This is a genomic window from Methylocaldum sp. 14B (genome assembly GCF_002005105.1).
Taxonomy (GTDB): Bacteria; Pseudomonadota; Gammaproteobacteria; order Methylococcales; family Methylococcaceae; genus Methylocaldum.
Window position 1 is genome coordinate 1 of record NZ_MSCV01000030.1, and the last position, 25,646, is coordinate 25,646.

At 59.1% G+C, this 25,646-nt stretch carries 22 protein-coding genes and 1 tRNA gene; 10 read left to right on the forward strand and 13 right to left on the reverse strand.

Features of this window, described 5'->3' with window-relative positions:
• Window positions 1-37 precede the first annotated feature (37 nt).
• A complete protein-coding gene (moaB, locus tag B2A78_RS19060) occupies window positions 38-559 on the reverse strand; it encodes a molybdenum cofactor biosynthesis protein B (protein WP_077731618.1) in 522 nt (173 codons plus the stop codon).
• Window positions 560-876: 317 nt separating this feature from the next.
• On the opposite strand from moaB, the gene B2A78_RS19065 reads away from it, so the two are divergent.
• From B2A78_RS19065 to B2A78_RS19075, 3 genes are all read left to right on the forward strand, one after another.
• Entirely contained in the window at window positions 877-2,244 is a 1,368-nt protein-coding gene (locus B2A78_RS19065; RefSeq protein WP_077731619.1) for a TolC family protein, read from the forward strand.
• A 106-nt stretch (window positions 2,245-2,350) separates the two neighbouring features.
• Window positions 2,351-3,433, forward strand: a complete 1,083-nt coding sequence (locus B2A78_RS19070; protein ID WP_077731620.1) for an efflux RND transporter periplasmic adaptor subunit — start codon at window positions 2,351-2,353, stop codon at window positions 3,431-3,433.
• Entirely contained in the window at window positions 3,430-6,663 is a 3,234-nt protein-coding gene (locus B2A78_RS19075; protein ID WP_077731621.1) for an efflux RND transporter permease subunit, read from the forward strand. The genes B2A78_RS19070 and B2A78_RS19075 overlap by 4 nt, the downstream gene beginning before the upstream one ends.
• Window positions 6,664-7,040: 377 nt before the next feature.
• On the opposite strand, the gene B2A78_RS19080 is transcribed toward B2A78_RS19075, so the two are convergent.
• Window positions 7,041-7,322, reverse strand: a complete 282-nt coding sequence (locus B2A78_RS19080) for a DUF4389 domain-containing protein (protein WP_077731622.1) — start codon at window positions 7,320-7,322, stop codon at window positions 7,041-7,043.
• 197 nt (window positions 7,323-7,519) lie between these two features.
• On the opposite strand from B2A78_RS19080, the gene B2A78_RS19085 reads away from it, so the two are divergent.
• Entirely contained in the window at window positions 7,520-8,035 is a 516-nt protein-coding gene (locus B2A78_RS19085) for a DUF2127 domain-containing protein (RefSeq protein WP_077731686.1), read from the forward strand.
• A gap of 183 nt (window positions 8,036-8,218) precedes the next feature.
• Here the strand turns inward: B2A78_RS19085 and ltrA are convergent, their stop codons facing one another.
• Entirely contained in the window at window positions 8,219-9,886 is a 1,668-nt protein-coding gene (gene ltrA, locus B2A78_RS19090) for a group II intron reverse transcriptase/maturase (RefSeq protein ID WP_077731623.1), read from the reverse strand.
• 14 nt (window positions 9,887-9,900) lie between these two features.
• A tRNA-Gly gene (locus B2A78_RS19095) sits at window positions 9,901-9,974 on the reverse strand.
• Window positions 9,975-10,982: 1,008 nt separating this feature from the next.
• On the opposite strand from B2A78_RS19095, the gene B2A78_RS19100 reads away from it, so the two are divergent.
• The 3 genes from B2A78_RS19100 (at window position 10,983) to B2A78_RS19110 (ending at window position 13,871) form a co-directional block, all read left to right on the forward strand.
• Window positions 10,983-12,410, forward strand: a complete 1,428-nt coding sequence (locus tag B2A78_RS19100) for a glutamate--cysteine ligase (protein ID WP_077731624.1) — start codon at window positions 10,983-10,985, stop codon at window positions 12,408-12,410.
• On the forward strand, window positions 12,398-13,435 hold the full coding sequence (locus B2A78_RS19105) for a M14 family metallopeptidase (protein ID WP_077731625.1): 1,038 nt from the start codon (window positions 12,398-12,400) through the stop codon (window positions 13,433-13,435). The genes B2A78_RS19100 and B2A78_RS19105 overlap by 13 nt, the downstream gene beginning before the upstream one ends.
• A 151-nt stretch (window positions 13,436-13,586) precedes the next feature.
• Complete coding sequence (locus B2A78_RS19110; RefSeq protein ID WP_077731626.1) at window positions 13,587-13,871, forward strand: hypothetical protein; 285 nt, start codon at window positions 13,587-13,589, stop codon at window positions 13,869-13,871.
• A 64-nt stretch (window positions 13,872-13,935) separates the two neighbouring features.
• On the opposite strand, the gene B2A78_RS19115 is transcribed toward B2A78_RS19110, so the two are convergent.
• From B2A78_RS19115 to B2A78_RS19155, 9 genes are all read right to left on the reverse strand, one after another.
• A complete protein-coding gene (locus B2A78_RS19115; protein ID WP_077731627.1) occupies window positions 13,936-14,541 on the reverse strand; it encodes a peroxiredoxin C in 606 nt (201 codons plus the stop codon).
• A gap of 34 nt (window positions 14,542-14,575) precedes the next feature.
• A complete protein-coding gene (locus tag B2A78_RS19120; protein ID WP_077731628.1) occupies window positions 14,576-14,803 on the reverse strand; it encodes a hypothetical protein in 228 nt (75 codons plus the stop codon).
• Between the two features lie 169 nt (window positions 14,804-14,972).
• A complete protein-coding gene (gene thiS / locus B2A78_RS19125) occupies window positions 14,973-15,953 on the reverse strand; it encodes a sulfur carrier protein ThiS (RefSeq protein ID WP_077731629.1) in 981 nt (326 codons plus the stop codon).
• A gap of 3 nt (window positions 15,954-15,956) precedes the next feature.
• Window positions 15,957-17,060 (reverse strand): 3-deoxy-7-phosphoheptulonate synthase AroG, encoded by a 1,104-nt coding sequence (gene aroG / locus B2A78_RS19130; protein WP_077731687.1) that lies wholly within the window; start codon window positions 17,058-17,060, stop codon window positions 15,957-15,959.
• Window positions 17,061-17,236: 176 nt separating this feature from the next.
• Window positions 17,237-17,668 carry a hypothetical protein gene (locus B2A78_RS19135; protein ID WP_077731630.1) on the reverse strand — a complete coding sequence of 144 codons (432 nt, stop codon included), beginning with the start codon at window positions 17,666-17,668 and terminating at the stop codon, window positions 17,237-17,239.
• A complete protein-coding gene (locus B2A78_RS19140; protein ID WP_077731631.1) occupies window positions 17,659-18,444 on the reverse strand; it encodes a beta-ketoacyl synthase chain length factor in 786 nt (261 codons plus the stop codon). Before B2A78_RS19140 ends, B2A78_RS19135 begins: the two co-directional genes overlap by 10 nt.
• Window positions 18,441-19,628 carry a beta-ketoacyl-[acyl-carrier-protein] synthase family protein gene (locus tag B2A78_RS19145; RefSeq protein WP_077731632.1) on the reverse strand — a complete coding sequence of 396 codons (1,188 nt, stop codon included), beginning with the start codon at window positions 19,626-19,628 and terminating at the stop codon, window positions 18,441-18,443. The genes B2A78_RS19140 and B2A78_RS19145 overlap by 4 nt, the downstream gene beginning before the upstream one ends.
• 53 nt (window positions 19,629-19,681) lie before the next feature.
• The gene (locus tag B2A78_RS19150; protein WP_077731633.1) at window positions 19,682-21,997 is read right to left on the reverse strand and encodes an MMPL family transporter; all 2,316 of its coding nucleotides are present in this window, start codon (window positions 21,995-21,997) and stop codon (window positions 19,682-19,684) included.
• Entirely contained in the window at window positions 21,994-22,626 is a 633-nt protein-coding gene (locus B2A78_RS19155) for a LolA-related protein (RefSeq protein WP_077731634.1), read from the reverse strand. Before B2A78_RS19155 ends, B2A78_RS19150 begins: the two co-directional genes overlap by 4 nt.
• A gap of 831 nt (window positions 22,627-23,457) precedes the next feature.
• Between B2A78_RS19155 and B2A78_RS19165 the strand changes: the two genes are divergently transcribed.
• From B2A78_RS19165 to B2A78_RS19175, 3 genes are all read left to right on the forward strand, one after another.
• A complete protein-coding gene (locus B2A78_RS19165; RefSeq protein ID WP_077731636.1) occupies window positions 23,458-24,108 on the forward strand; it encodes a DUF938 domain-containing protein in 651 nt (216 codons plus the stop codon).
• 45 nt (window positions 24,109-24,153) lie between these two features.
• Window positions 24,154-24,732, forward strand: a complete 579-nt coding sequence (locus tag B2A78_RS19170; RefSeq protein WP_077731637.1) for a carbonic anhydrase — start codon at window positions 24,154-24,156, stop codon at window positions 24,730-24,732.
• Window positions 24,733-24,861: 129 nt separating this feature from the next.
• A complete protein-coding gene (locus B2A78_RS19175) occupies window positions 24,862-25,254 on the forward strand; it encodes a cupin domain-containing protein (protein ID WP_077731638.1) in 393 nt (130 codons plus the stop codon).
• Window positions 25,255-25,646 lie beyond the last annotated feature (392 nt).

Consider the following 25,646-nt stretch of genomic DNA (forward strand, 5'->3'; position numbering starts at 1 on the left):
TTAAGTTGTCAGCGTCGTCGCGCACTCCCTGTTCGGCTCATTTCTCCAGCAAGCGGGGCATCAATTCCACCAGATTGCACGGACGGGTACGGTAATCGAGCTGATCTCGAATGATCTGGTCCCAAGCGGTTCGACATGCGCCCGAAGAGCCTGGCAGACAGAAGATATAGGTCCCGTTGGCTACCCCGGCAACGGCGCGGGACTGAATCGTGGACGTCTTGATATCTTGATACGAGATGGCGCGAAAGACCTCGCCGAATCCGTCCAGAGTCTTGTCGAACAGGACTGAAACCGCTTCCGGTGTGCCGTCCCGTCCGGTCACGCCGGTGCCGCCGGTGGTGATGACGACCTGTATCGTCTCGGAGGCGATCCATTCCGATACCACGGCGCGGATTCGGTAGATGTCGTCGGCTACGATGCGTTTATCCGCCAGGTGATGTCCGGCGGCGCTTAGCCGGTCGACCAGGGTTTTCCCGGAAACATCGGTGTCTTCCGTGCGCGTGTCGGATACCGTCAATATGGCGATGTTGAGGGGAACGAAATCTCTTTCCTGGGACATTGAGATGCTTTCCTGTGGTACGTGTTGTAAATTCCGTTCGTGAAACGGTCGGCGGCCTCTTCATTCGCCCGCGCGAGACTGCGGGCTGAGGGGCGAACATTAAAAAGCTATCGAACATCCCGAGGGGGTGCAATCCTTTCGAACAGGATGCGGACTTGATTAAATATTAGCAAATGCTTATATTTTTGCTTGTCCATGATCGAGCGGTATTCGCATTACGGAGTGTGGCGACAGATCCGGGGTAGGCATTCGAGTTTCGAAGCACTTGGCGGTTTTCAAGCATCAAGGCGCAAGACGATGAGGAGCAAAGGCAGGATATGAGTTTGAAGCTTTCCCAGTCGAGACTTTTGGCCGCGGGTGCGACACTCTGTCTGATACTGGTCGGAGCCGGGTCTGCCGCAGACGCGCTGGCGGAAACAAGCGCTCGCCATCCGCTCAAGCTGGAGGAAGCCATCGATTTGGCCTTCGAGCAAAACCCCGATCTTCTCGCGGCCGCCGCCCGGATCGGCGAGGCCGAGGCCAAGGTTGCCGAAGCCGCCGCGAACTTCTATCCCAAGCTTATGGCGCGGGTCGGTTACGCCTATTCCGACGATCCTTCCCAAGCCTTTTCCTATATCGTGGCACAGCGCCGTTTCAACTTCGGCATGGATATCAATCATCCGGGCTGGGTGGAAAACTTTCGCCCCGAGATCGTCGGCACCTGGTCGTTGTATCGAGGCGGGCAGGACAGTTATCGGAAGAAAGCCGCCGAATTGGGCGTCGAAGCGGCCGAATTGGAACGTTCGGCAATTCGCAACCGTCTGGCTGCGGCAGTGACGGCGGCGTATTACGCGCTGCTGTCCGCGCCGCAGCAAGTGGATGTGGCGCGCCATTCGATCGAGGCCGTCGAGCGCGAACTGGAGCATACCAAACATCGGGTGGCGGAAGGCATGGCGCTCAAGGCGGACGTTTTATCCTTGGAAGTCCGCGCGGCGGAGGCCCGCGAGTCCGAGTTGAAGGCCCAAAACGCCATCGAATTGTCCCGTTCGGCGCTTAAGACGCTCCTCGGCATCACGACGGGCGAAATCCTGGAGCTGCGCGAACCCGCGGACAGACTTGCCGACCATCCAGCTCAAGATTATGCGCGGCTGCTGGATCAAGCCTTGGCCCAGCGTCCCGAGATGCAGGCCGCGATACATCAGTCGCAGATCCGGCGCGAGGAACTTCAGGCCGAACGGGGAGCGCGCTGGCCGCGGGTGAATGCCTACGCTGCTTACGGTCAGAACAGCCGCTCGCCGGATTTCGCGTTCAGCCGGGACAACGTCACCCTGGGCGTCAACGCCGAGGTGGATCTATTTTCGGGTGGCGCGGTCAGCGCCCGTATCGCCCAAGCGGAACGCCGGCTGACCGAAGCTCAAGCCCTGGAGCAGCGCACCCGGCTGGAGATCGAGGATGAAGTCCGGCGCGCCTATACGACCCTGGAAGAAGCGCTGCAACGCCTTAAAGTGGCCGAAGCCGGCGCTGCCGCCGCCGACGAGGCTCTGCGACTGGTTAATGAGCAATATCGAGGCGGCGCTGCTAGCGTGACGCGGTATCTGGAAGCGGAAACAGATCGTGCCGATGCCGCCCTGCGCGTCATCGTCGCCCGTTACGAGGCGGAGGTGGCGCAAGCGCAGCTGAAGAAGGCGGTGGGGCACTGGCGATAAGGTCTCCGGACAACCTGTGCTTCAACCCCCGCTCTGGCCGGCTTTCATTCAGGCGCCGGGGACTTTTGCCCGACTACGAACAAGCAAGAAACCGATAGGCTAATTCATGACGCATGCCACGCACTCCCGGACCAAGCTTATCTACGCCCTGATCGCGGTATCCGTTTTGATTCTTCTTCTCGTCTGGATGCAGGGAGGCTTTAAGGACAAGGTGGAACCGGGGGTGAGCGAGTCCGTGGCGAATGGGAAAGCCGACGAGCGCACGCCAACGGCCAAGGTGGTTCGAAAGGAAGTCGAAAAAGTCTTTGCCTGGCCCGGAACCGTCGCGGCGCGGACGGTGGCGCAGATCGCTCCCAAGATTCCCGGCAGGATTCTGGAAATCACGGTTCGCGCGGGCGACCGCGTCAAGCAAGGCCAAGTGCTGGCACGCCTCGACGAACGGGAAACTCGGTCGCGCCTCGGCCAGGCGCGCGCCGCTCTCGCCGCCGCCGAGGCGCAAGCCGGACGCGCTCGTGCGGATGCGCGCCGAATCCAAAACCTCTACGACAAAGAGGCCGCGACCCGGCAAGCCCTCGATGCCGCCCTGGCGGCGGCCCGGACCGCGGAAGCGCAAGTGCGGGAAGCCAGGGACGCAATTCGCGAGGCGGAATCCTCTCAGACGGAAACGGTGCTGCGCGCGCCCTTCGACGGTGTCATCGTCGAACGCCGTCTGGAACCGGGCGACATGGCCTTGCCCGGTGCGCCGATACTGGTTCTTCAGGAATCGCAGCGGCTTCGGATCGAGAGCGCCGTTCCGGCCCAATGCGCCGGTCTGGTCGAAATCGGGAATGAACTCAAGGTCCGCATCGCCAATCCGGAAAGCGAGTTCAAGGCCGTGGTGGACGAGATCCAGCCCGCCGCCGATCCGAAGACCCGAACCGTGCTGGTGAAAGCCCGTTTGCCGGAAGATTCGGGCGTGCAGCCCGGAGCGTTCGGCTGGCTCTACCAGCCCTGCGGCCAAGCGGACGTGCTGCTGGTGCCGGTTTCCGCGGTGAGTCGCGTGGGGCAACTCGAGAGCGTGCGGCTGGTGGTGGACGATAAGGTCCGGCTGCGCCACGTCCGCACCGGCAAGCGGTACGATGGGCGGATCGAAATCCTTTCGGGGCTGACGGAAGGCGATACCGTGCTGCTCCCGGAGGCCGGCCGATGAGCGCGGAAACCTCTGTCGAGCGGGGTTTGACGGCCCGCATCGTCGAGCTGTTCATCACCTCCAAGCTGTCGGTGTTGTTGCTGATCGCGTCCTTTCTGGCCGGGTTCGCCGCGCTGGTGCTGACGCCGCGCGAGGAAGAACCGCAGATCGTGGTGCCGGTGGCGGACGTTTTGATCAGCGCGCCGGGCGCCGATGCCGAGGAAGTCGAAAAACTGGTGTCGACGCCGCTCGAGACCCTGCTGAGGGAAGTGGACGGCGTGGAATACGTGTATTCCGCTTCGCGCGAAGGCGAGGCCCTGGTGACGGTGCGCTTCTATGTCGGCGAAGACCGCGAGGACAGTCTGGTCAAGGTCTGGAACAAGCTGATGTCCAACCAGGACCGGATACCGCCCTTGGTCAGCTCCTGGACCGTGAAGCCGGTGGAAATCGACGATGTCCCCATCGTTACGCTGGCGTTGTCGTCGAACGATCCGGTTTACGATGCGGCGGCGCTGCGCCGTTTGGCCGACGAGATGAAGGACAAACTGGCCGTGGTGGAGGATGCCGGCAAGATTACCGTGGTCGGCGGAGAGCGCCGGCAGATCTCGGTTTATCCCGATCCCGCGCGTTTGGCGGCACACGGCGTAACCGTTCTGGACGTGATGCGAGCCTTGCAAGCCGCCAATATCAACCTGCAGGCCGGGACCTTCGAACAGGCCAACCGCGCCGTCCGCTTGGAGGCCGGTCCGTTCTTTACCAGCGCGGACGAGGTCGCCGGCACGCCGGTGGCCGGGCAGGGCGGCAAACTGGTTTATCTCCGCGACGTGGCGGCGGTTATCGACGGTCCGCAGGAAGCATCGAGTTACACCCGAATCGGCTACGGGCCGGCAGCCGCCGAGAGCCCGCGCCTGGGCGAAACGGAAGCCGCGAAGCCCGGCGAAGAGCGGCAATCGGTCACCGTAACCGTGGCCAAGCGGAAAGGGGCCAATGCGGTTGCGGTGGCCGAAGAGGTCATCGAGGCGGCGAAGGAACTGTACGGCACCGTCATTCCGGAAAACGTCACCGTCAATATCACCCGCAATTACGGCGAGACCGCCAATCACAAGGTCAACGAACTGGTCCGGCATCTCTTCATCGCCATCGCCACGATCGTCGTCCTTTTGGCTTTCGCCTTGGGGCCGAAGGAGTCTTTCATCGTCGCCCTGGCGGTGCCGATGACTTTGGGCGTGACCCTGTTCTGCGATCTCATCTTCGGCTACACCATCAATCGCGTGACCCTGTTCGCGCTGATTCTGTCGCTGGGGCTCCTGGTGGACGATCCCATCGTCGATGTGGAAAACATCTTTCGCCATTTCCAGCTGCGCCGGGAGCCGCCCCTGGACGCCACCTTGACCGCGGTCGACGAGGTCCGTCCGCCCACCATCTTCGCGACCTTTACCGTCATCGTTTCCTTTCTGCCGATGTTCTTCATCACCGGCATGATGGGGCCGTACATGGCGCCCATGGCTTTCAACGTACCTATCGCGATGCTGATGTCGCTCCTGGTGGCGTTCACCGTAACCCCCTGGGCGAGCTATTACCTTCTGAAGAGCGAGTACGGCAAGGGCGAGGAAGCGTTCGATCTCAAGCAGAGCACGGTGTACCGGTTTTATCACCGCACCTTGGGCGGACTCCTGGCGACTGCCGGTCGGGCGAAGATTTTTCTGTGGCTGGTGCTGGCGGCCTTCGTAGTTTCTGCCTTGCTCGCGGTCTTCCGCATCGTGCCGCTCAAACTCCTGCCTTTCGACAACAAGAACGAACTGCAAATCGTCGTCGACATGCCGCGCGGCACCACGCTGGAAGCATCCGACGCCGCCGCGCGGGCGCTGGGCGATTATCTCGCCACAGTCAACGAAGTGACCGATTACGAGAGTTATGTGGGACTCGCGTCGCCCATGGATTTTAACGGTTTGGTGCGACATTACTATCTGCGGCGCGAGCCCCATCAGGCCGAGATTCGGATCAACCTGCTGCCCAAGGAACGGCGCGAGCAGCAGTCTCACGAAATCGCCCTGCGCATCCGTCCCGATATCGAGCGGATCGTCAAGGCTTACGGCGCCAATGCCAAGATCGTCGAAACCCCTCCGGGTCCCCCGGTGCTGTCCACCTTCGTGGCCGAGGTATACGGGCCTCTGGACGCGGCTTATTCCGATCTGGCGCGCGTCGCCGAGCGGGTGAAACAGGAGATCGCCGGGATAGAGGGCGTCGTGGATGTGGACGATACCGTCGACGAGCCGCAGACCGTGATCCGCTATCAGTTGGACCGTCAGCAGGCCGCGCTGCATGGCGTGACCGTGGCGGAGGTCGCGGAAACCCTACGTGCCGCGTTGAACGGCGCCTCCGCCGGTGCGGTGCACATTTCGTCCGAGCGCCAGCCCTTGGAAATCGTTATGCGGCTGCGGCGTGCGGAACGCTCCTCCATGGCCGATCTGAATACGCTCCGGGTGAAAGGCCTGGACGGCTCGCTGGTGCCGCTGGGAGAAATCGGCCACGCGATCGAGGAGCCGGCCGATCTCACGATTTATCATAAAGATCTCAGGCGCCTGAGCTACGTTACCGCCGAAATGGCGGGGCGAAGTCCCGTGGAAGCCGTGTTCGACTGGTGGGACATCGAGGACGAAAAACCGCTGCCCGAAGGCTATACGGTCGATCTGGCCGGGGAAGGGGAGTGGAAGATCACGGTGGATGTGTTCCGGGATTTAGGGCTCGCGTTCGGTGCGGCCCTGCTCATGATTTACGTGCTTCTGGTGGCGCAGACGGGTTCCCTGGGGATGCCGCTCATCATCATGGTGGCCATTCCCTTGACCGTCATCGGCATCATGCCCGGCTTCGCGCTGCTCAACCTGCTGTTTACCGAGCCCGTGGCGGGTTTCGACAATCCCATCCTGTTCACCGCAACGGCCATGATCGGCATGATCGCTCTGGCCGGCATCGTGGTCCGGAACTCCATCATTCTCATCGACTTCATCGAGCGGCTGCGGGCTCAGGGCGAAACCCTCGTCGATGCCCTCATCGAGGCCGGTGCCACCCGTCTCCGCCCGATTTTTCTCACCGCCGCCGCCGCGCTGTTCGGTTCTTTCGTCATCACCCTGGATCCCATCTTCTCCGGCCTTGCCTGGAGCTTCATCTTCGGCATCTTCGCGTCGACCGCATTCTCCCTGTACGTGGTGCCGGTGGTTTACTACCTGCTGAATCGGAAGGCGGCGCAATAGCAGCCGTCAGAGCCTTTTCCGGTATGTCGTAGCACTATCGGGAGGCCTTCGTCGGCAAGGGATTGCCGATCTACCGCATCTTTTCCAGGCTATATCTCTTGAAGGTGGAAGGCGCTTTGCCGGTCCGCGCCTCATCCGATCACTTCCTCGGCATCGGCCGGGATCTTCGCCCACCCGGCGGCACCTTTGCCGCAACAATTTGTACACAGCAGGCAACAAAATTTCGTGTGCGCATGAACTAACGGGCTGCCACGCTGTCTACATGTATGTGTTCTTCCTCCTCTTGACCCACCGCATGGTGGGTTTTTTTATTTCCGGGGATGCTGAAAGATAAGAGCTTGAAAGCCCGGATAATCGAGCAACGAACTCCGCGACCGTCAATCCTCTCTCGCTCCGAAGGCGGAAAACGGGAAAGGCATGCGGTCGGTGCTGTAGGACATGAAGAGCATCATGTTGTAAATCCACGCCGACAGGGCTTCACCCCACTTCACGCCGAGGCGGGTGGCTCGGCCGGTAAAGAGATGGGCGATGAACTGGAACAGCACGATGGCCCACAGAACAAAACGTACGATACCGAAGAGCGCAAAAAACAGAGCCATGAACAACAGGCGTTTAAAGGCGTTCATGCTAACTTGATTGTTGTCGATCGGGTCTTTCATAAAATGCAAAGGATAAGAAACATAGTGGAGCTACTCAAAAAGGTATTGCCAACGGTCTAGCACAGCCATCGGGGACATGGCGCATGACAGCCGGCGTTAAAAGATGCGACGTCGATCATATTCGCAATCCAATCGCTCGATCCCGAGTTCATTTGCTCAAAAAGTTGGCGGCCAAGGATTTTAGGAGGCGTGTGGTCATGGGACAACTATTATCTGCCAAGCAAAATAGCGCCGTCAGGTCTTCGCACTCGCCGGGAGGCTTACGCGTGATTGCGATAGTCGAGTTGAGCAAAGGTGTGCTGATCGTGCTGGCGGGATTCGGACTCCTCTCGCTTATCCATCATGATGTGCAGCAACTGGCTGAGGAAATTGTCGGTCATTTTCACCTCAATCCAGCCAGCCGGTATCCGCGAATTTTTATCGATTTGGCAGGACGGCTTTCTGATAAGAGGCTTTGGCTTTTTGCCGGTTTTGCATTTACGTACAGTGGGTTGCGGTTTATCGAGGCTTATGGATTATGGCGAGGACGGCGCTGGGCCGAGTGGTTCGCGGTGGCGAGCGGTGCCATCTATATTCCCATAGAGCTTTTCGAGTTGCTGGCCGGCGTCTCGTGGATCAAGGTCCTGACTTTCGCCGTCAATATTGGGATTGTGTCTTATGTGGGCTTTTCTCTATGGCAATCTCAAAGGAATAACCTGAGCCTGCCTGCATAGGCGGTTCGAACTGAAGTGAAGCAACTTTGATGTTCGAGGATGAAGAAGGCGGGGGACGTGGAGCGGGTGATGGGAATCGAACCCACGTCATCAGTCGGGTAAGGAGAGGGCCTCGCGGCCATCTCCTCCCCTAAGAACCGGACGTGCATGTTTCCACGCATCCGGCTCAAGCAGCCTGAAAGCCTACCCGTTTCGGAGTAGGCCACCAACAAAGGTCGGCTTTTCCTTCGCGTGGACCTGTCGATGGCAATTCTCATGCAGCAGCACGAGATTGCTCATCGTGTCCGATCCGCCCAAGCGCCGCGGCAGGACGTGGTGGAGATGCCACCACGTTTCTGCCGTGATTTTTTGGTTGCATACCGGACAGATTCCTCCCTGGAACCACCAGAGCCAGCGAAGCCGCTTTCGATCCTCCAGCGTCTGAAGCATGCGAGCGGCGAGCCGCCCGGAAAAATAGTCATCAAACGCAGGATCGTAGGGATTGGCCTCCGCTGCGATCTTGGTGTGTTTGCGCTTGTGTACGCCACCCAGACACAACAGAAGCTTGTCCTTTTCCCCGAAACGCCAGTCACGACCCTTCAGGCGCTGAAAATAGCGCTGCTTGATCCATCGTTTCCCTTTGTTCGGGTGACGGCGGACGGCCCAGCGCCATAGGGCACCCCAGATGTGATGGTCGCATCGGGTGAACGTGCGGGTCGCCATTTGGCTGCGGTGATAGTTCGCCCATCCCCGAAGAATCGGGTTCAAGGTATCGATCACCGTGACCTGGCTCACGGCCCGCAGGTCCTTGAGTACCTGTCTGACCTTGCCGAGAAACGCCTTGGTGTTCCGTTTCGAAGGCTGTATCAACAGCATCGATCGGTGCATTCGGACGTTCCAACCCAAAAAGTCGAAGCCCTTATCCACATGGGTAATGCGGGTCTTGGTCTCCGACAGCGTCAATCCTCTTTCCCGCAGGAATTCGGCGACAGCGGGTTTAACTTTCGTTTCCAGCAATTCTTTCGAACTGCCGGTAATCACAAAATCATCGGCATAGCGCACCAGATGGACCTTGGCAGCGCGGGCCTCCCGAACCGTTCGGAACAACGATTCGAGCCGCTGTTGCAGGCCATCAAGTGCCCAATTCGCGAGTACGGGGGAGACAATACCCCCCTGGGGCGTACCCGCTTCGGTCGGGAACAGGCACCCTTTTTCCATATATCCCGCCTTCAACCATTTCCGGAGCAGGCGCTTGTCCATACAAACATTCGCCAACAACCAGTCATGGCTGATATGGTCGAAGCACCCTTTGATATCGCCTTCCAGGACGTACTTCGGAGACGCTTTTCGTCCAAGCACGTTGCGTACCTGTTCGATGGCATCCGCCGTTGATCGGCCCTTTCGGAAGCCGTAGGAGTGTGAATCGGCGAGCGTTTCCGCTACCGGGTCTAAAACCAGCAGATGAAGCGCCTGCATCGCCCGGTCGCGCATCGTCGGAATGCCCAATGGGCGTTTTCCGCCGTTCGCTTTGGGGATGTGAATCCGGCGTAGAGGGGCGGGGCGATAACCCTTGCTGCGCAGATTATGCGCGGCGTGCCACTTGTCTTCCGGGGTACTCCAGGTCTGGCCGTCGACGCCGGGCGTCTTTCGACCTTGATTCTCCGTGACGCGCTTGACCGCTAGCACTTTCGCGCTGGTGGAGCGGGTCAGGAGGGACTGCAAGCGTCTGACTCGTCGCCAGTTGCCTGCTTTCGTTGATTTCGCGATGCGTGTCTGCAACCTCCCGACTACACGATGGGCGTCGGACCACGAAATTTCGTGCCAACTTGACCATGCAGTGGAAGCGACATCACTCTTTGGAAGAGCGTCCATATCAGCCTCCGATATGGAGCGGGTGATGGGAATCGAACCCACGTTATCAGGTTGGGAACCTGAAGTTCTACCATTGAACTACACCCGCCCGATTCCGTCGGAGATGGACGCATTTCTCCCCCGAAGGGATGCATCCATCCCCTCGGGGGTTAGTTAACAGACCTATCTCGCGATAGGCCACCACGCAGAAGTCAGCACCCTTTCGGGTCGGGGCAATCGTTTCATCCCCTATCCGGTCCATTACAGACCAGCCTTCGCTTTTTCCGCGATCCTTTACCCACAAAGGCATCAGCAGACCTTGCGGGCTGCTTCGTCCTGTTGCCAGGACACCTATATGGGCTTACCACGTTCCGTTCAAGTAGCAAAAGTCGTTAAGGTTCCGCCTTTCCGCCGGTGGTGTTGTTTGTCAGCGTGCCCTTACCAAGCAGAAGAGCAACCCACCACGTCCCATTTTGGGTCAAGCCTATCAGTCGCTTTTGGCTTGTTCAGCTTGACGACGTTTAATAGCGGTTCGCTTACGCTAACCATTCGACTCAGCCTAGCGCCTCAACCGGGTGCGACTCCCGATATCACACTAGGCTCCTCACGGAGCTAGTGTACCCCGTAAGGTGGCTACATTGTCAGTACGCTTGGCACGGGGTCGTTATCAACCCAGCACCGTACCTAGGCTACCGGTGGCTGAACACCGGGTCTTGTCAAATCCTGCAATCTGCAAGACAACTACTTAAACGGCATTCGCCGCAATGTCGATACAAAGCCTGCTTCAGAACCACGAACATCTTGAAGATGTCTTATAGAGGTTGCGATCCTGCCACCAGGAGCGCAGGCACGCTGGTGGATAAAGGGCTGTTTTCCTCACGATGACGTTGTGAGTAGGCCAGCTACCGACGCGACTCGTGTCGCACGCTTGGGAAGCTGAGGTTCTACCATTGAACTACACCCGCTTGTCTTCGTGATTTTAAGCGCTTTCGCTGGCCAGGATCAATCTTTTCGACCACTTTTGCGGTCTATAGCCTGCATAAGATAAATTGCGTCTTTGGTCGGCCTTAAGTCCGTGGCATGATGTGGTCAGAGCGCCAAAACTTTGGGGTGGAACATGGGGCAAGAGATAGAAAAAGCCCGGTTCTCCGATGCCGATTTCGATAATTTTCGCCAGCGCCTGGAAGCGGAAACTGGATTACTCAGCCGCTATGTCCGTAAGGGCGTGTGTTCGTCGCTGGGACCGATTACCGGGTTCGAGCTGGAATCCTGGCTAGTGGATTCGGAAATGAACCCCGCGCCGGTCAATGCCGCGTTTCTCGAAGCTTTCGGCGGCTCGCTCGCCTGTCCGGAGCTCGCGAAATTCAATGTGGAGTTCAATAGCGTGCCGCAATTCCTGCGGGGACAGGTGCTTTCGCAGCTTCGCGTCGATTTGGGCGAACTCTGGCGAAAGGCCTGCGCGGCGGCGGAATCTTTGGGCGTCGAACTCGTGGCGATCGGAATCTTACCTACGGTGCCCTCGGCGGTGCTCAATCTGAACAATATTTCGGAGATGAACCGATACCGGGCGCTAAACGAGCAGATTCTGTCGGCACGTCGCCAGGAGCCTTTGAAACTCGACATTTCCGGTCATCAGCATCTCGCGGTCGAACACCAGGACGTGATGCTGGAATCGGCGGCAACATCGTTTCAGATTCATCTCCAGGTTCCGCTTGAACGGGTACGGGAGTATTTCAATACCGCCATTCTGGTCTCCGCGCCGCTGGTAGCTGTTTCCGCCAATTCGCCGTTCTTGTTCGGAAAGGATCTGTGGGCGGAGACGCGGATTCCTCTGTTCGAGCAAGCGGTCGACAGCGGCGGTTTCCATGAGGCGAGCCACGGCCCCTTGCATAGAGTCGGCTTCGGCAGCGGTTATGCGAGGCACGCTATTACCGAGGTGTTCGAGGAGAATTTTCAACATTATCCGGTTTTGCTGCCGATACTGTCGGAGTGCCCGCCCGAGCAGTTCGCCCATTTGCGGCTGCACAACGGCACCATCTGGCGCTGGAACCGCCCTCTGGTCGGTTTCGATCCCGACGGCCGCCCCCATATCCGAATCGAGCATCGCGTTATTCCCGCAGGGCCGAGCATTGTGGATATGATCGCCAATGCGGCATTCTTTTACGGTTTGGTGGAAGCGTTCGCGAACGAGTACCATGAGCCGTTGATTCCGTTCGCTCAGGCCAAGGATAATTTTTATCAGGCGGCTCGATACGGCCTGGGGGCGCACGTGATTTGGCGGGACGAGACAAAGCTGCCGCTCAAGCCATGGCTTCTGCATGAACTGCTCCCGAAAGCGGAATCCGGTTTAAAGCGATTGGGGTTGGCGGAAGCGGATATCGCCTATTTTTTGGGCATTATCGAGCAACGGATATTATCCGGCCAGACCGGCAGCGAATGGCAACGCCGCTTTATAGAGAAACATCCTGGGGAATTTTCGACCATGACTCGCGAGTATCTGAATCGTCAGAAGAGCGGGGAGCCGGTTCATCGATGGCCGCTCTGATGGATGCTCCGTCTCTGACTCAACTGGACCATGTCCCGCAAGGATTGACCGAGATAGCCGCGGAACGCCTCCATACGATATTGCCGGGACCTACGCTCATTCATCTCCCGGGACGTCAGGAAAGACCCTTGTTCGTGTCCGTTCTGCTTCACGGCAATGAGCCTACCGGCCTACTTGCTGTGCAAAGCTTGCTCAGAAAGTATTCGGACCAGACTTTGCCGCGCGCGCTGTCGGTTTTCATCGGCAATGTCAGTGCGGCGCGGAATGGTGTGCGGCGGCTGGATGGGCAGGTGGATTACAATCGCATTTGGCCCGGAACTACGCATTCCGCTTGCCCTGAGACGGCCATGATGCAGTCGGTAATGGAAGAAATGGCCAGGCGTCGCGTTTTCGCCAGCATCGATGTGCACAACAATACCGGGGTGAACCCTCATTACGCCTGCGTCAACCGGCTGGACCACCGGTTTTTTCGATTGGCGTCCATGTTCAGCCGGTTGGTGATTTATTTTACCTATCCCAAAGGCACCCAAACCTCTGCTTTCGCCCGGCTGTGTCCTGCGGTTACCCTGGAATGCGGCAAACCGGGACAAAAATACGGGAGCGAGCATGTCTTCGAATATTTGGACGCCTGCCTGCACCTCACCGATATACCGGACCACCCGGTTGCATCGCAGGATCTGGATTTTTATCACACGGTCGTACAAGTCACCGTGCGCGAGAACGTGTCCTTCGACTTTTCATCCGAGGACACCGACCTTCGGCTGAACGAAGATTTGGATCATCTTAATTTCACGGAATTGAGCGCCGGGACGGCTTTGGGAATGGTCAAGAACGGCTCGTCCACTCTTCCGTTCATCGCCTGCGACGAATCGGGGCACGATGTCGCCGCCGACTATTTCGAAATTCGCGAAGACCGGCTGGTGCTGAAAAGGGCGGTGATGCCGTCCATGCTGACCTTGGACAAGCGAATTATCCGACAGGACTGCTTCTGCTATTTGATGGAGAGGAAATCGCTCAATCTTTGATGGTGAAAGGAGTCCGGATCTTTTGTATCGTACGCTGTTACGAAGCGCTTACCATCTCCCGGAGCACGGTCTGGACAAGACAGCTTCGCGATGCCGGAACAACCGGCAAATCTACAACTATTAAAACAATATCACTCAGAGGAGAGGCACCATGATAGGCGGCGTTGTCGCAGTGTTGATCGCATACTGGTTTTATCGGAGCGCGGAAGATCGCGGTCTTCCGACTTTTCAATGGGCTTTCGCGGGGCTATTGGCGTTTTACGTACCCAATTTCGCTTGGAGCTTGTTGGTCGCAAAGCCGTGGATTGCTTCACTCCACGTACAGCAAGCAAGCTTCTCGACCGGGCTGATCAATTTTTCATCGGTTGCCCTCGGTCTCGTGTGCGCCGTGCTGGTTCGGCATTTTTTCTTGCTCAAGGCAGCTAAGGCGCAGTAGCAGAAGACAAAAACGCCCCGCAGGCGCACGCTTGCGGGGCGTTGATGCGGGAAAAACCCGGATTTTAGAGATTGGCCGCGTTCTTGCTCAGGTAATCGGCCACGCCTTCGGGGTTGGCGTTCATGCCGGTCTTGCCTTTGTTCCAGCCGGCCGGGCAAACTTCGCCGTGCTCTTCGCAGAACTGGAGTGCGTCGACCATGCGGACGAGTTCGTCCATGTTACGGCCCAGCGGCAAATCGTTGACGACCTGGTGACGGACGATGCCGCTCCGGTCGATCAGGAAACTACCGCGATAGGCCACGGCCGCGCCTTCCACTTCTACATCGTAAGCCTTGGCGATGGCGTGGCTGACGTCCGCCACCATGGTGTACCGCACCTGGCCGATGCCGCCTTTTTCAACCGGCGTGTTACGCCAGGCGTTGTGGGTGAACTGGGAATCGATGGAAACCGCGATGACTTCTACGCCGCGCTTTTTGAATTCGTCGATACGGTGATCGAGGGCGATCAATTCGGTCGGGCAGACGAAGGTGAAATCCAGCGGATAAAAAACAATGGCGGCGTACTTGCCTTTGGTTTCCTTCGAGAACCAGTAGTTGTCGACGATCTTGCCATCGCCAAGAACAGCGGCCGCTTGAAAATCGGGGGCGGGTTTACCGACTAATACGCTCATCAATCGTCTCCTTTAATTGTGAATTGTGTCAGGTTTAGATGTACTGGCCATAAGCCACGGAAACCGATCCGGTGGCTTCAAAAGCTTCGGTCATCCTTAAAATGACGGCCGAAAGATCAAAATCAAGAGCCATCGATTCTACACAAAAATAGTCAGAAATTCTTCCCGCAATCCACGCGGGATGACGAACGGAAAAGCCTGCCGCGCTTAGATTGTTGCCCGTCGTTTTGCCGGCGACACAGTATTTTTCCGCCGGCAACAATGGCAGGAATACCGCTTGCTCGTGAATTATTAACCCGGCCTATAAATATAGGCCGGGTTAATCCGGGGCAGGGATGCCCCGGCGCGGCGACAAGCCGCGTGAGCCCAGGCCGGGCGTGTACCGGCCTGGGCGGCGGCCCGAAATACCAGGAGGGTATTTAGGGGCCTGATTAATAAAAGAACAGCCCTGATTCGGGTGAGGAGGCCGAAGCGTAGCGGCGGCGCGGCATGCGGCCGGCGAGAAAAGCCTCGCGGCCCGCTTCCACGGCCTTTTTCATGGCTTGTGCCATCAGTACGGGGTTTTTCGCCTCCGCAATGGCGGTATTCATCAATACGCCGTGGCAGCCGAGTTCCATGGCGACGGCGGCGTCGGACGCCGTGCCCACGCCGGCGTCCACCAGAATGGGAACCTTGGCGTTTTCGATGATGGTCAGAATGTTGTAGGGGTTGCGTATACCCAATCCGGAGCCGATCGGCGCAGCGAGCGGCATGACGGCGACACAACCGAGCTCTTCGAGTCGTTTGGCCACCACCGGATCATCGCTGGTATAAACCATGACTTCGAATCCTTCCTTGATCAGAATTTCGGCAGCCGCCAAAGTGCCGGTAACGTCCGGATACAGCGTTTTGGGATCGCCCAGCACTTCCAGCTTGACCAGCTTGTGGCCGCCCAAGAGCTCTCGGGCGAGCCGGCAGGTACGCACTGCGTCTTCCACGGTATAACACCCGGCCGTATTGGGCAGCAGGGTGTAACGATCCGGCGGAACCGCATCGAGCAGATTGGGCTGACCGGGGTCTTGCCCGATGTTGCTGCGGCGTATGGCGATCGTGACGATCTCGGCCCCGGAAGCCTCCACGCAACGGCGGGTTTCGTCCAGATCCTTGTATTTCCCGGTCCCGACCAGGAGCCTCGAATGATAAGTGCGGCCGGCGATGACCAAGGGATCGGCTTGTCCGCCGCCAATGGCATGTACGATTTCTATTTTATCGTCCATAGCGAGTCGATGATCTTCATAGTGCCCGTGAGGCACGATTTCTCGGTTGAGTTCTACGGCGATGCGTTTGCCGCCCAGATTCAATTCGGCGATAAGGTCCGCGAGCGTCGCTCCATCAGCTACGGTACGCAGTTCGCCATTGACGAAAATACGCATGATTCAGGTGCTCGATCGGATAAGCTCTGCGGCGGTTTCTTGGCGGCCATGTCGGCGCCGGCGAGCCACGCCTTTCGCCAAGCGTTGCAGCAGAGAGTTGCTGTCGTCCCAGCCGAGGCAGGGATCCGTAATGCTGAGGCCGTATTCCAGCGGCTTGCGCGGCTCGAGTTTCTGATTGCCGGCTTTCAAATGGCTTTCGATCATGACGCCGAAGATGCGGTAATCGCCGGCTTCGAGTTGCATCGCCACATCCGTTCCTACGCTCAATTGGCGGTGATAATCCTTCATGCAGTTGGCGTGACTGAAATCGATCATGATGTTGGGTGGCAGGCCCGCCTTTTCCAGAGCCTGAGCCGTGGCCTCCACGCTCTCGGCATCGTAGTTCGGCTGCTTTCCACCGCGGAGAATTATGTGACTGTCTTCGTTGCCCGTGGTCGAAAAAATGGCTGAATGGCCCGCCTTGGTCAAGGACAGAAAATGATGCGGACGTCTGGCCGCGCTGATGGCGTCTATGGCTACTTTGATACCGCCGTCGGTGGCATTCTTGAAGCCGACGGGGCAGGAAAGGCCGGAAGCCAGTTCACGGTGCACCTGGCTTTCCGTGGTGCGGGCGCCGATCGCCCCCCAGGCGATAAGGTCCGACACGTATTGCGGCGTAATCAGATCGAGATATTCGGTGGCGGACGGCATGCCAATCTGGTTCAGATTGAGCAGCAGTTGCCGGGCTAATCTCAGCCCTTTGTTGATATTGAAGCTCTCGTCCAGACATGGATCGTTGATCAACCCTTTCCAGCCTATCGTGGTCCTGGGCTTCTCGAAGTAAACCCGCATGACGATCACCAGATCGTCGACCAGCTCCCGCTTCGCTTCCAGCAAGCGTCTGGCGTACTCCAGAGCGGCTTCGGGATCGTGAATCGAGCACGGACCTATGACGACGAGCAGGCGGTCGTCCTGGCCGGCCAGAATACGGTGGATTTCCCGGCGCGCTTGTAAAGTCGTCAGCGCGGCCTCTTGGGTGATGGGAAATTCTTCGTGAACCTGTACGGGCGGAATGACCTCCTTAACTTCGCAAATGCGCAAATCGTCCGTGTTGTATTCGTTATGCATTACCGCCATGATCTCCGAGAGCTGTTTCATAGCCTTGTCTTACCGCAGGAATCGCCTCGTTTGCCCAAATAGAAGCGCGTTATAAAAGGTTAAGTATTGTACTCTCCCGAGGAGGGTGGTTCTACCCGATGCAGTGTTTTCCAAAGAAACGGTCCCGAGCGATATCCCGGTTCGGCTTAGGCCGACAAGAACACCGATACCCTACCCGTGAGAAGAACGTTGCCGTTCGATTCGACGGCAAAAGCGTACAGCAAACCGGTTTCATTTCCGTGAAGTTTTTCCGCTCGAATTACGAGCGTGGATTCGATTCTGTTCAAGTACCCGACGGCGAGTTCGAGCTCGCGAACGGCCGCCAGATAGCCCGGTTTCACCGGAGCATCTTGTTTTCCGGCCAACAGGCTCCCATGTATCGCGGCCGCTTGAGCGGCATATTCGATGCCGCATACGGCGCTTAAGCCCTCTTGACGGCGTAGCGGATTATCCGACCGCCGGTGGTTGGTGGCCGACGCGACAATGCGGGTTTCATCCCAGTCGAGTATGTCATCGAGCAAGCACATGGTACCCGCATGAGGGAGCAGGCCAATGAGCTCCGATCGGTCTAGGCGCATGGCTTAAGCCCGACCCGCGCTTGGCCATAACTCAGTTCGGCAGGCTCGGAACGCGCCAGAGCCGCCAAAAGCGGCAGGCTTCGAGCCGCGGGATTGCCGGCGCGCAAGGCCTCGAGCCCCGCATCGTCCATGTGGCCTATGTCGCCCGCATTGGCGGTATCGAGGCCGATCGTCAACTCGCCGCGGCTGTGCTCGGATCTTTCCGAAGCAAGCAGCAGGGAGACCGCAAACGGTGCCAGCAACGGACGAGCCCGGAGAATCGGATCAAGCGGCGGGAAATCATAGGCGACTAGTAGAACCTTCGTGTCTTCGACGAATGCCTGGCCGGCGGTTTCCAGCAGTCCCATGGCGAAGGAGTCGTCGAAGCAGGACAGGCTGGTGGACGCCTGCCGCGAACCGGTCGCGATGCTCCAGTATCCGGATGCCGCGTTGTGGACCGAGTTGTGGAATTGGGTCGGCGAGATCTGCCGCTCGACGGTGGCCAATTCCTCGAAAATCCGATGAATGATTTCGACTTCGCCGCCCGAGGACGTGAATACCGTCGCGATATCTCCCGCGTTTACGTCCGGCGGTAGCGCTTGTTCCGCCACGTCGATCGCGAGCCGGGTAACGGCGGTGCTTCTTCGTCGCTCCGCTGCAGGAAGTCTGCTCGCCAGGAGCCGCGGCAGCTCGCCGCCAGCATAGGCTTGCCGTCCGGCCAAAATCTCGCGGCTCTCCTTCCAGGAGGAAAGCCCGGGACCGATCATGCCGACGCCTTCGACGAATACGCGGATCATGAGCGTTTTCCCAGAACCAGGCTGGCGTTGTTTCCGCCGAAACCGAAGGCGTTGCAGAGGACGGTCCGGACCGGCCGCCGCAGTTCCTCGGTGGCGATCCAGGACGCGATCTCCGGATCGACCCGCTCGGTGTTCAGGCTGCGCGGCACGAAATTTTCGCGAATGCTCAGGCAACCGACGATAACATTCACGATTCCCGCCGCTCCCAGGGTATGGCCGGTCCAGCCCTTGATCGAGCTGCACGGTACCGCTGCGCCGAAGATGCCGGACACGGCTTTGTCCTCGGCCGCATCGTTGGCTTTGGTGGCGGTGCCGTGCAGATTGATGTAATCGATAGCGCCCGGATCGATCCCGGCCCGCTGCATGGCCTTGTTCATGGCCTCCGCCGCACCCAGGCCATCGGGATGGGGCGAAGACATGTGGTAGGCGTCGGTGCTTTCGCCGTAGCCGAGCAGCGCGATATCGCCGGTGCCGCGTTCCGGTTTTTCCAGCAGGGCGAAACCGGCCGCTTCTCCGATGGAAATGCCGTTGCGGTCTGCATCGGCTGGACGGCACGGGGTGGACGATACCAGTTCGAGCGCGGTGAAGCCGTATAGGGTGGTAAAGCAGAGACTGTCGACGCCTCCGACGACTGCCGCATCGCACAGCCCCGTCTGAATCAGGCGCGCGGCGCTGGCGAAAACCTTGCTGCTGGACGAACAAGCCGTGGAGACGACGGATGCGGGGCCCTGCAGATCGAGATAGCGCCGGGTGAAATCGCCCACGGAAAACGTATTCTGGGTCTGCCGATAACGAAAATCGGGCGGCAGCGCCCCGGTTTCGGGATTGCGCCTCCGATAAGCGGATTCCGTTTCCAGGATGCCGGATGTACTGGTGCCGAGGATCACCGCGATTCTTTCCGGCCCATAGCGCCGCCGGGCGCTTTCCACGGCTTGAACGAAGCCGTCCTGCTCGAGACCGATCCGGGCCAGGCGGTTGTTGCGGCAATCATAATCGCTTAAGCGTCCGCTTACGGGTTCGTTTTCGATTCCGTCGATCCGGCCGATGTAAGTGTCCAGTTCGGTACCCGGAAAGTCGCAGTGGCGAAGACCGCTGCGCTGTTCCCGAAGCGCCGCCGAAGTCGCATTCAGCCCCCTTCCCAGACAGTTGGTCAGGGTGAATGCGGAAATAATCAAAGGCTGCATCAAGTGGGTGTGGAGAAAGATAGCGTGAGATGGCGATGTGAAGAATTCAAGTATTATGCCGAAGACGGATTCCGTCTGGCCAGCATCGCTGCGAAAAGAACCGCGAGAGCCGCGCCCATGGCCACGGTGCTGCCGATGGCGTTGAGAATGTTGACGCTCGATGTTGCCAGAATGCCGAAAGCCATTACTGCGCTGAAGCTGCAAATCAGAAGCGACAGGAGGGTCCGGTTGCGCTCCTCCGGGGTTCGGCTGGGTTTGTTGAAGAACAATGCCTGGTCCATGCCGAGCCCCATTACCAGGAGCAGCGAAACCAGGTGATAAAGCGACAGGCCTCCGTACAGCCTCATCAATACCGCTGCGGTGACGAAAGCCGCAGCGGCCATGGGCGTCACAACCCGCAGCATGCCGCCCGGCGAGCGGAGTCCGAAAGTCAGCAGGATCACGATGGCTGCCACGCTCGCGCCGAGCAAGTGAACGGCTTCGCGCCGGTAATCCCGAAGCAGCCGGCTCGATGCCTCGCGAAGATCCAGATAGATGAGGTTCTTGTCCGCCGCGAGCGCCGCCTGCAACTGCGCGGCATCGGCCACGCCGACGAGCGGAACCAGGCCGACCCAGAGTTCGCCATGCCGGAAAAGGAGCGATTCGATCTTGAGCCGGAACGAGGTTCCGGCAAAGCTCGTTTCATCGAGCAGCGGCGTATGTTTCGCATGCGATACGTCGGCGATGAAGGGTTCGAAGGCATTGGGCTTGAAAGACGTTTTCCGGAGCGCTTCATCCAGGTTGCGCCGCAGGATTTCCGTCTCGGGCAAGGCCGACTGCCGATGGCTTTGCGTTTCATGGCTGGGCAGGTAAAGCGCCGCCATGTCGAATCCGGCCATCGTTCCGTTGTCGGCCAGGGGCTGTAGGATTCTTTTCAGATCCTCGCTCCGCCTCAGAACGGTTTCGGCACCGGCGCCGGTTACGACGATCAACTGGCGAAGATCCGGTGCGCCCAGATCGCGGCGCAGGGCTTCGTCCAGCGCTTTGCGGGACTCGGGTACCGGGCTCAGGGCATCGATATCGTCGTTCCAGAGCGACGCGCCGGAGCCGGTTATCCATGCAATCGCGGCGAAGATCAGCAAAGGCGGAACGAAGCGGAACCGGCTTAGCCTTCTGAGAAACTCATCGGCATGCAACCCTCTGACGATCCGGTCGGGTAGGGCGATATGCTGGGGCATGAGCGCCGGCATGATCCAGCGGCAGGTCAGCCCGGCGGCCAGGAGTCCCGTCGCCGCGAAAACGCCCAATTGTGAAAGGCCTTCGAAGCCCGAAAACAGCATCGCGGCAAAGCCCGCCACGTTGGTGAGTATGCCAAGGCGTAGCGTCGGCCAGATCAGGCTTACCGTCTGGCGGCTGGTCTCTCCACGGCGCACATGGGTGAACAGATGGTTGGGATAATCGGCGGCGACGCCGAGCAAGGTCGCGCCGAATCCCAGGGTGATGCCGTGTATCCCGCCGGACCAGAGGCTCACCGCGCAGGTCCCTGCCAAGGCGCCCGTCGCCAGCGGCACCAGGCCGAGCAGGATGACCCGCAGCGACCGGTACACCGCCGCCAACAGCAGCGTGATCGCCAACGTATTGAGCAGGGACAGCCTAACGGCATCCTGCGTGATGGTGGCGTTGGCTTCCACCGAAAACGCGCCAGGGCCGCTCAGGAGCAGCTCGACCGAGCGGTTTCCCTTGACCGCCGCGAAGCTCTCCCGAATCGCAGCCACGGCTTCGGCCTGGGCATCCAGATCGAAAGCAGGCTCTTTCGTCTCCGCCACGAGCAGCGCCCGACGGCCGTCCGGCGAGAACCAGACGCCCTGTCGGAGCGAAGGCCCCGCGGATTTCATCCAAGGCCGCAAGGTTTCGAGGAATTCGCCGGTCGGATCGCGGGGCAGGAATTCCTTTTCCAATAAACCGGCCGGCGAGGCCAGTTCCGCCAGGCGCGCTTCCAAGGCTTGCCGGAGCCCTTCCGCGCCGAACCGCTGTTCGCTGACCTTAGGGCTCAAGAGATAGCGATTTTCGAACAGAAATTCCCGGTCTGCCGCGGAAAGCCCTTGAGTCCCGTTGTCGATCCGCACGAACGCGCGGTTCTCCCGCAACCGTTCCGCCAGGCGTCGACTGACCTCGGCCAGATCGGATTCCTTGTCTCCCTCCAGCGCCATGAGCAGCAGGCGGGACGCGACTCCGTGACGCAACTGCTCGACCAGGATCTGCTCCGCGATTCCCGCCTTTTTCGGGAGAAAATGCGTGAGGTCGGTGGAAATTGGTGTGCGGAACAGCGCGATCCATGCGCCTGCCGCCATGAGGACCAGCCACACGAAGACCGGCAGGCGCTCCCTCACGGCCGATGCTCGATGGTCATGACGGAGGTGTCGCCCCCGGTTTCCTCGATTTCGACTCGATCGATGCGGTCGCCGCTGCCTCGAATCCGGATGAACCGAACCAGCTTGGCCATATCCGGTTCGGTGGGCACCAGGGCCAGCAGCCAATTACGTTTCGATCCGCCGAAGCTGACTTTGTAAAAGCGGTTCAGGGTCGCGAGATCGCCCGCCAGCGGCGCCCTGATGCTTTCCACGAAAGCCCAGATGGCGGGTTGGGAAGCCAGCGAAAGGGTCTGTTTGACGCCTTTTGCGGGATTCTCGATGGTCAGGGAGTCGCCATCCACCGTATAGCGCTCCTCGAAGGGGGAAAGCACCCGTTTTTCGAGGAACGACGGCGCGCGGTAGATCAACGTGCCGCTCAGGCGCATGGGTTCCTTGAGGAGCGCCATGGTCTTGATTTCGGTATAGCGTTTCTCGCCGCTCTCGATGCGGGACAGTACGCTCATCAGCGCATCGATGTCCCAGCGCTCGGCCGCGCCAGCCAGGGTTACTGCCAAAATGAAGCTGAGCGGTATGGCGAGCCAACGCGAGATATGCCGTATGCGTCGCGCCAGGCAGCACGCCCGGCCCGTTCTTGTCCCAAAAGTCATAGGATGCCTATTGTTCTGATTCTTCGAGTAGGTTTCGGCGATGTATCGAACGCCGGAAGGGTATCTGAATAATCAATGATCGCGATGGGTGATGCGAGGTTGCCTACATGATAGTAAGGCGTCCTCCGCCAGGGAATAGCGGCGCGCTTTATCCGCTCCCATCTGGATATTTCTCAAGGTCTAGCCCGGATTTCTCACGTCTCTTCATCGCGATGGCGCCGAGGCGCCGGTGTGGCGCGCCGCACGGATTGAGCGACGGGGAAGGCGTAGCCGATACTACGTCGAGCCGCCGTGCCAGAGCTGTAGGATGTGCCGACGAAGGAAGGGTTGCGACTAAAGCAACCGTTTGCGATTGGAAGGGCAGCTCTGGTGCTCCCAGAGAAGCCGTTTGCGATTGGAGGCGCATCGCTCGCGAACGATGCGGTTCGTTCCTCACCGCATCCTACGGCCTCTGTTTGCAATTGGGACGGCGTCCGCAGTAGGAAGGGCATCTCTGGCGCTCCCAGAGAAGCCGTTTGCGATTGGAAGGGCGGCTTCGGTGCTCCCGGAGACGCCGTTTGCGATTGGAAGGGCGGTTTCGCTGCTGAAATACGCCATAAGAGTTTGGATGTGGATAACGGCGTGATCAGCGACGTGGATCGCCGCCACATGAATTGCAATTTCATCCTGTGAAGCGGTTTTTCAAGCCCGGGTGTGAAGTTTCTTATAAGTACCTGTTTTTACGTTAAAACCGAATCGAATAAGCTTGGCACATAAGCTGCTACCTGCTATAGGCCTGTCCGTCAGGCTTGTCCTAGAACTGATAACCTTTTATTCCAGAGGAGATGTTTCATGTACGAGGACAGACCCCCACTCGATCCCCATCCGTTGAGCCCCTACGTGGCTTGGGCGGGGCATCGCAACCGTGATTCCATCTTGGAAACGCTGAAAACGCTGCTCCCGAAAAACAAAGCCCACGTGCTCGAATTTGCCTCGGGGAGCGGCATGCACCTGCATTACTTCGCGCCGCATTTCGAGCATCTGCAATTCCATCCCACGGACATGAACGAGGAGGTGTTTCCGAACATCGAGAAGCTGACGGCGGAGAGCGGCCTCGGCAATATCCGGAAACCGCGCCGGCTGGATCTCACCCAGCCGGACACATGGCCTGATCCGGACGAGGAGGAGTTCCACGCCATTTACTGCATCAACATTTTTCAGGTTGCACCGGTCTCCATCGCCGACGGCATGATGCAGTGCGCTTCCGAGGTATTGGCGGACAACGGCCTTCTGTTCATCTATGGCCCCTTCAAGATCGACGGGCGATTCACCACACCATCGAACGAAGAATTCGATCGGACCCTGCGTTCGGCCGGCGTGCCGGAATGGGGCTTGAAGGATACGGCCGACCTGAACCGGGCTGCCGCCAAACACGGCATGAAGCTGGACAAAGCCATGGACATGCCCGCCAACAACTTCGCCCTCATCTACCGCCGGGGCTAATAGGCGGCTTGTCTTTTACAACAACAATCCTTAGGAGGAAATCATATGAGCCAGATCCTGACCGAAGTTCTAAACGCCAACCAAGGCTATGCTGCCAGTTTCAACAAGGGCCATCTTCCCTTGCCGCCGGGGCGGCATTTCGCGATCCTGACCTGTATGGACGCGCGCCTCGATCCTGCCAAGTACGCCGGTCTTACCGAGGGCGACGCCCACGTGATCCGCAATGCCGGCGGACGGGCCAGCGACGATGCCATCCGCTCTCTGGTGATTTCGTACAAGCTGCTCGGCACCCGCGAATGGTTCGTGATTCACCATACCGATTGCGGTATGGAACTGTTCACCAATGAGATCATGGGCGATCTTCTGAGCAATAGCCTCGAAACCGCGACCATCGACGCCAGCGGTTGGCACGATGTGGGTAAAGGGCCGGGGTGTACCGACGGCAAATACATCAACTGGCTGACCATCAAGAATCAGGAACAGAGCGTTGCCGAGGACGTGAGACGCATCCGTAATCACACCCTGGTGCCGAAGAACATTCCGATCTACGGTTTCATCTACGACGTAAGATCGGGCAAGCTGATCGAAGTACCGGAGGCGATGAAAGCCGGTCGCGTCGGCTGAATTTCGGTTCCGACGAGTCGAAGCGGATAAGCCCCAAGTGGAGTCGGTCGGAGTATCCATCCATCGACCGACTTCCCGCCCAAGATTCGGTCGGTACGATTGGTATGAACAATTTCGAGAGGCAATACCATGCAACGAAATCCAAGCTGTTCGTATATCGCCCTCATGCTGGGCATATTAATTTTCGGTGCCGGGATCGGCTCGGCCTACGCCGAGGAAGCGCCGACGATGGCGCCGCGGCAACTGTTGTTGAAAAAGGCGGTACCGCTATCCGCCGATACCGTCGAAACACGAGTCGTTCGGGTTCAGTTCCCGTCCGGCTACAAGACGCCCCTGCATACCCACGAAGGTCCCGGTCCGCGCTACGTACTCAAGGGGAGGTTAAAGGTGGAGGACTCCGGCGAGACGCACGTCTACGGTCCGGGCGATGTTTTCTGGGAAACGGGGGCCGCCATGACCGTCGAGAATATTGGGGGAGGCGACGCCGAGATCGTGATTTTCGAACTCGCGCCGGTGAAGTGAGATTAAGGCCATGAATCGCCGTGTCGATTCCGGAGGATGACCCGTTCGGTTCATCCGGCAGATGCCGACTTGCCTGTTGTCGGTGACTATTTTTCGTTCGGAACCAGCCGTTGTTTGGCACGTGGCGGACGGTCGGAATCTACCGGCCTGCCGCATCCATCGTGCTCCCTGCTGCTATACCGGTTTCAGGTCATCCGGCCGCGCATCCGGCTGTCCCATCGCCGCCATTAGAGCATTTTCATACCTACTGTACGGGCACTCGCGAGTAGGTCGGGAATCCTTCCCAATCGCAAACGGCGTCTTCGGGAAGGGCGTGGCCGGCGCTCCCGGCCAGGCCGTTTGCGATTGGAGCGCCGAAGCCGCCCTTCCCGACACCACGTCCCGGCCGAGCG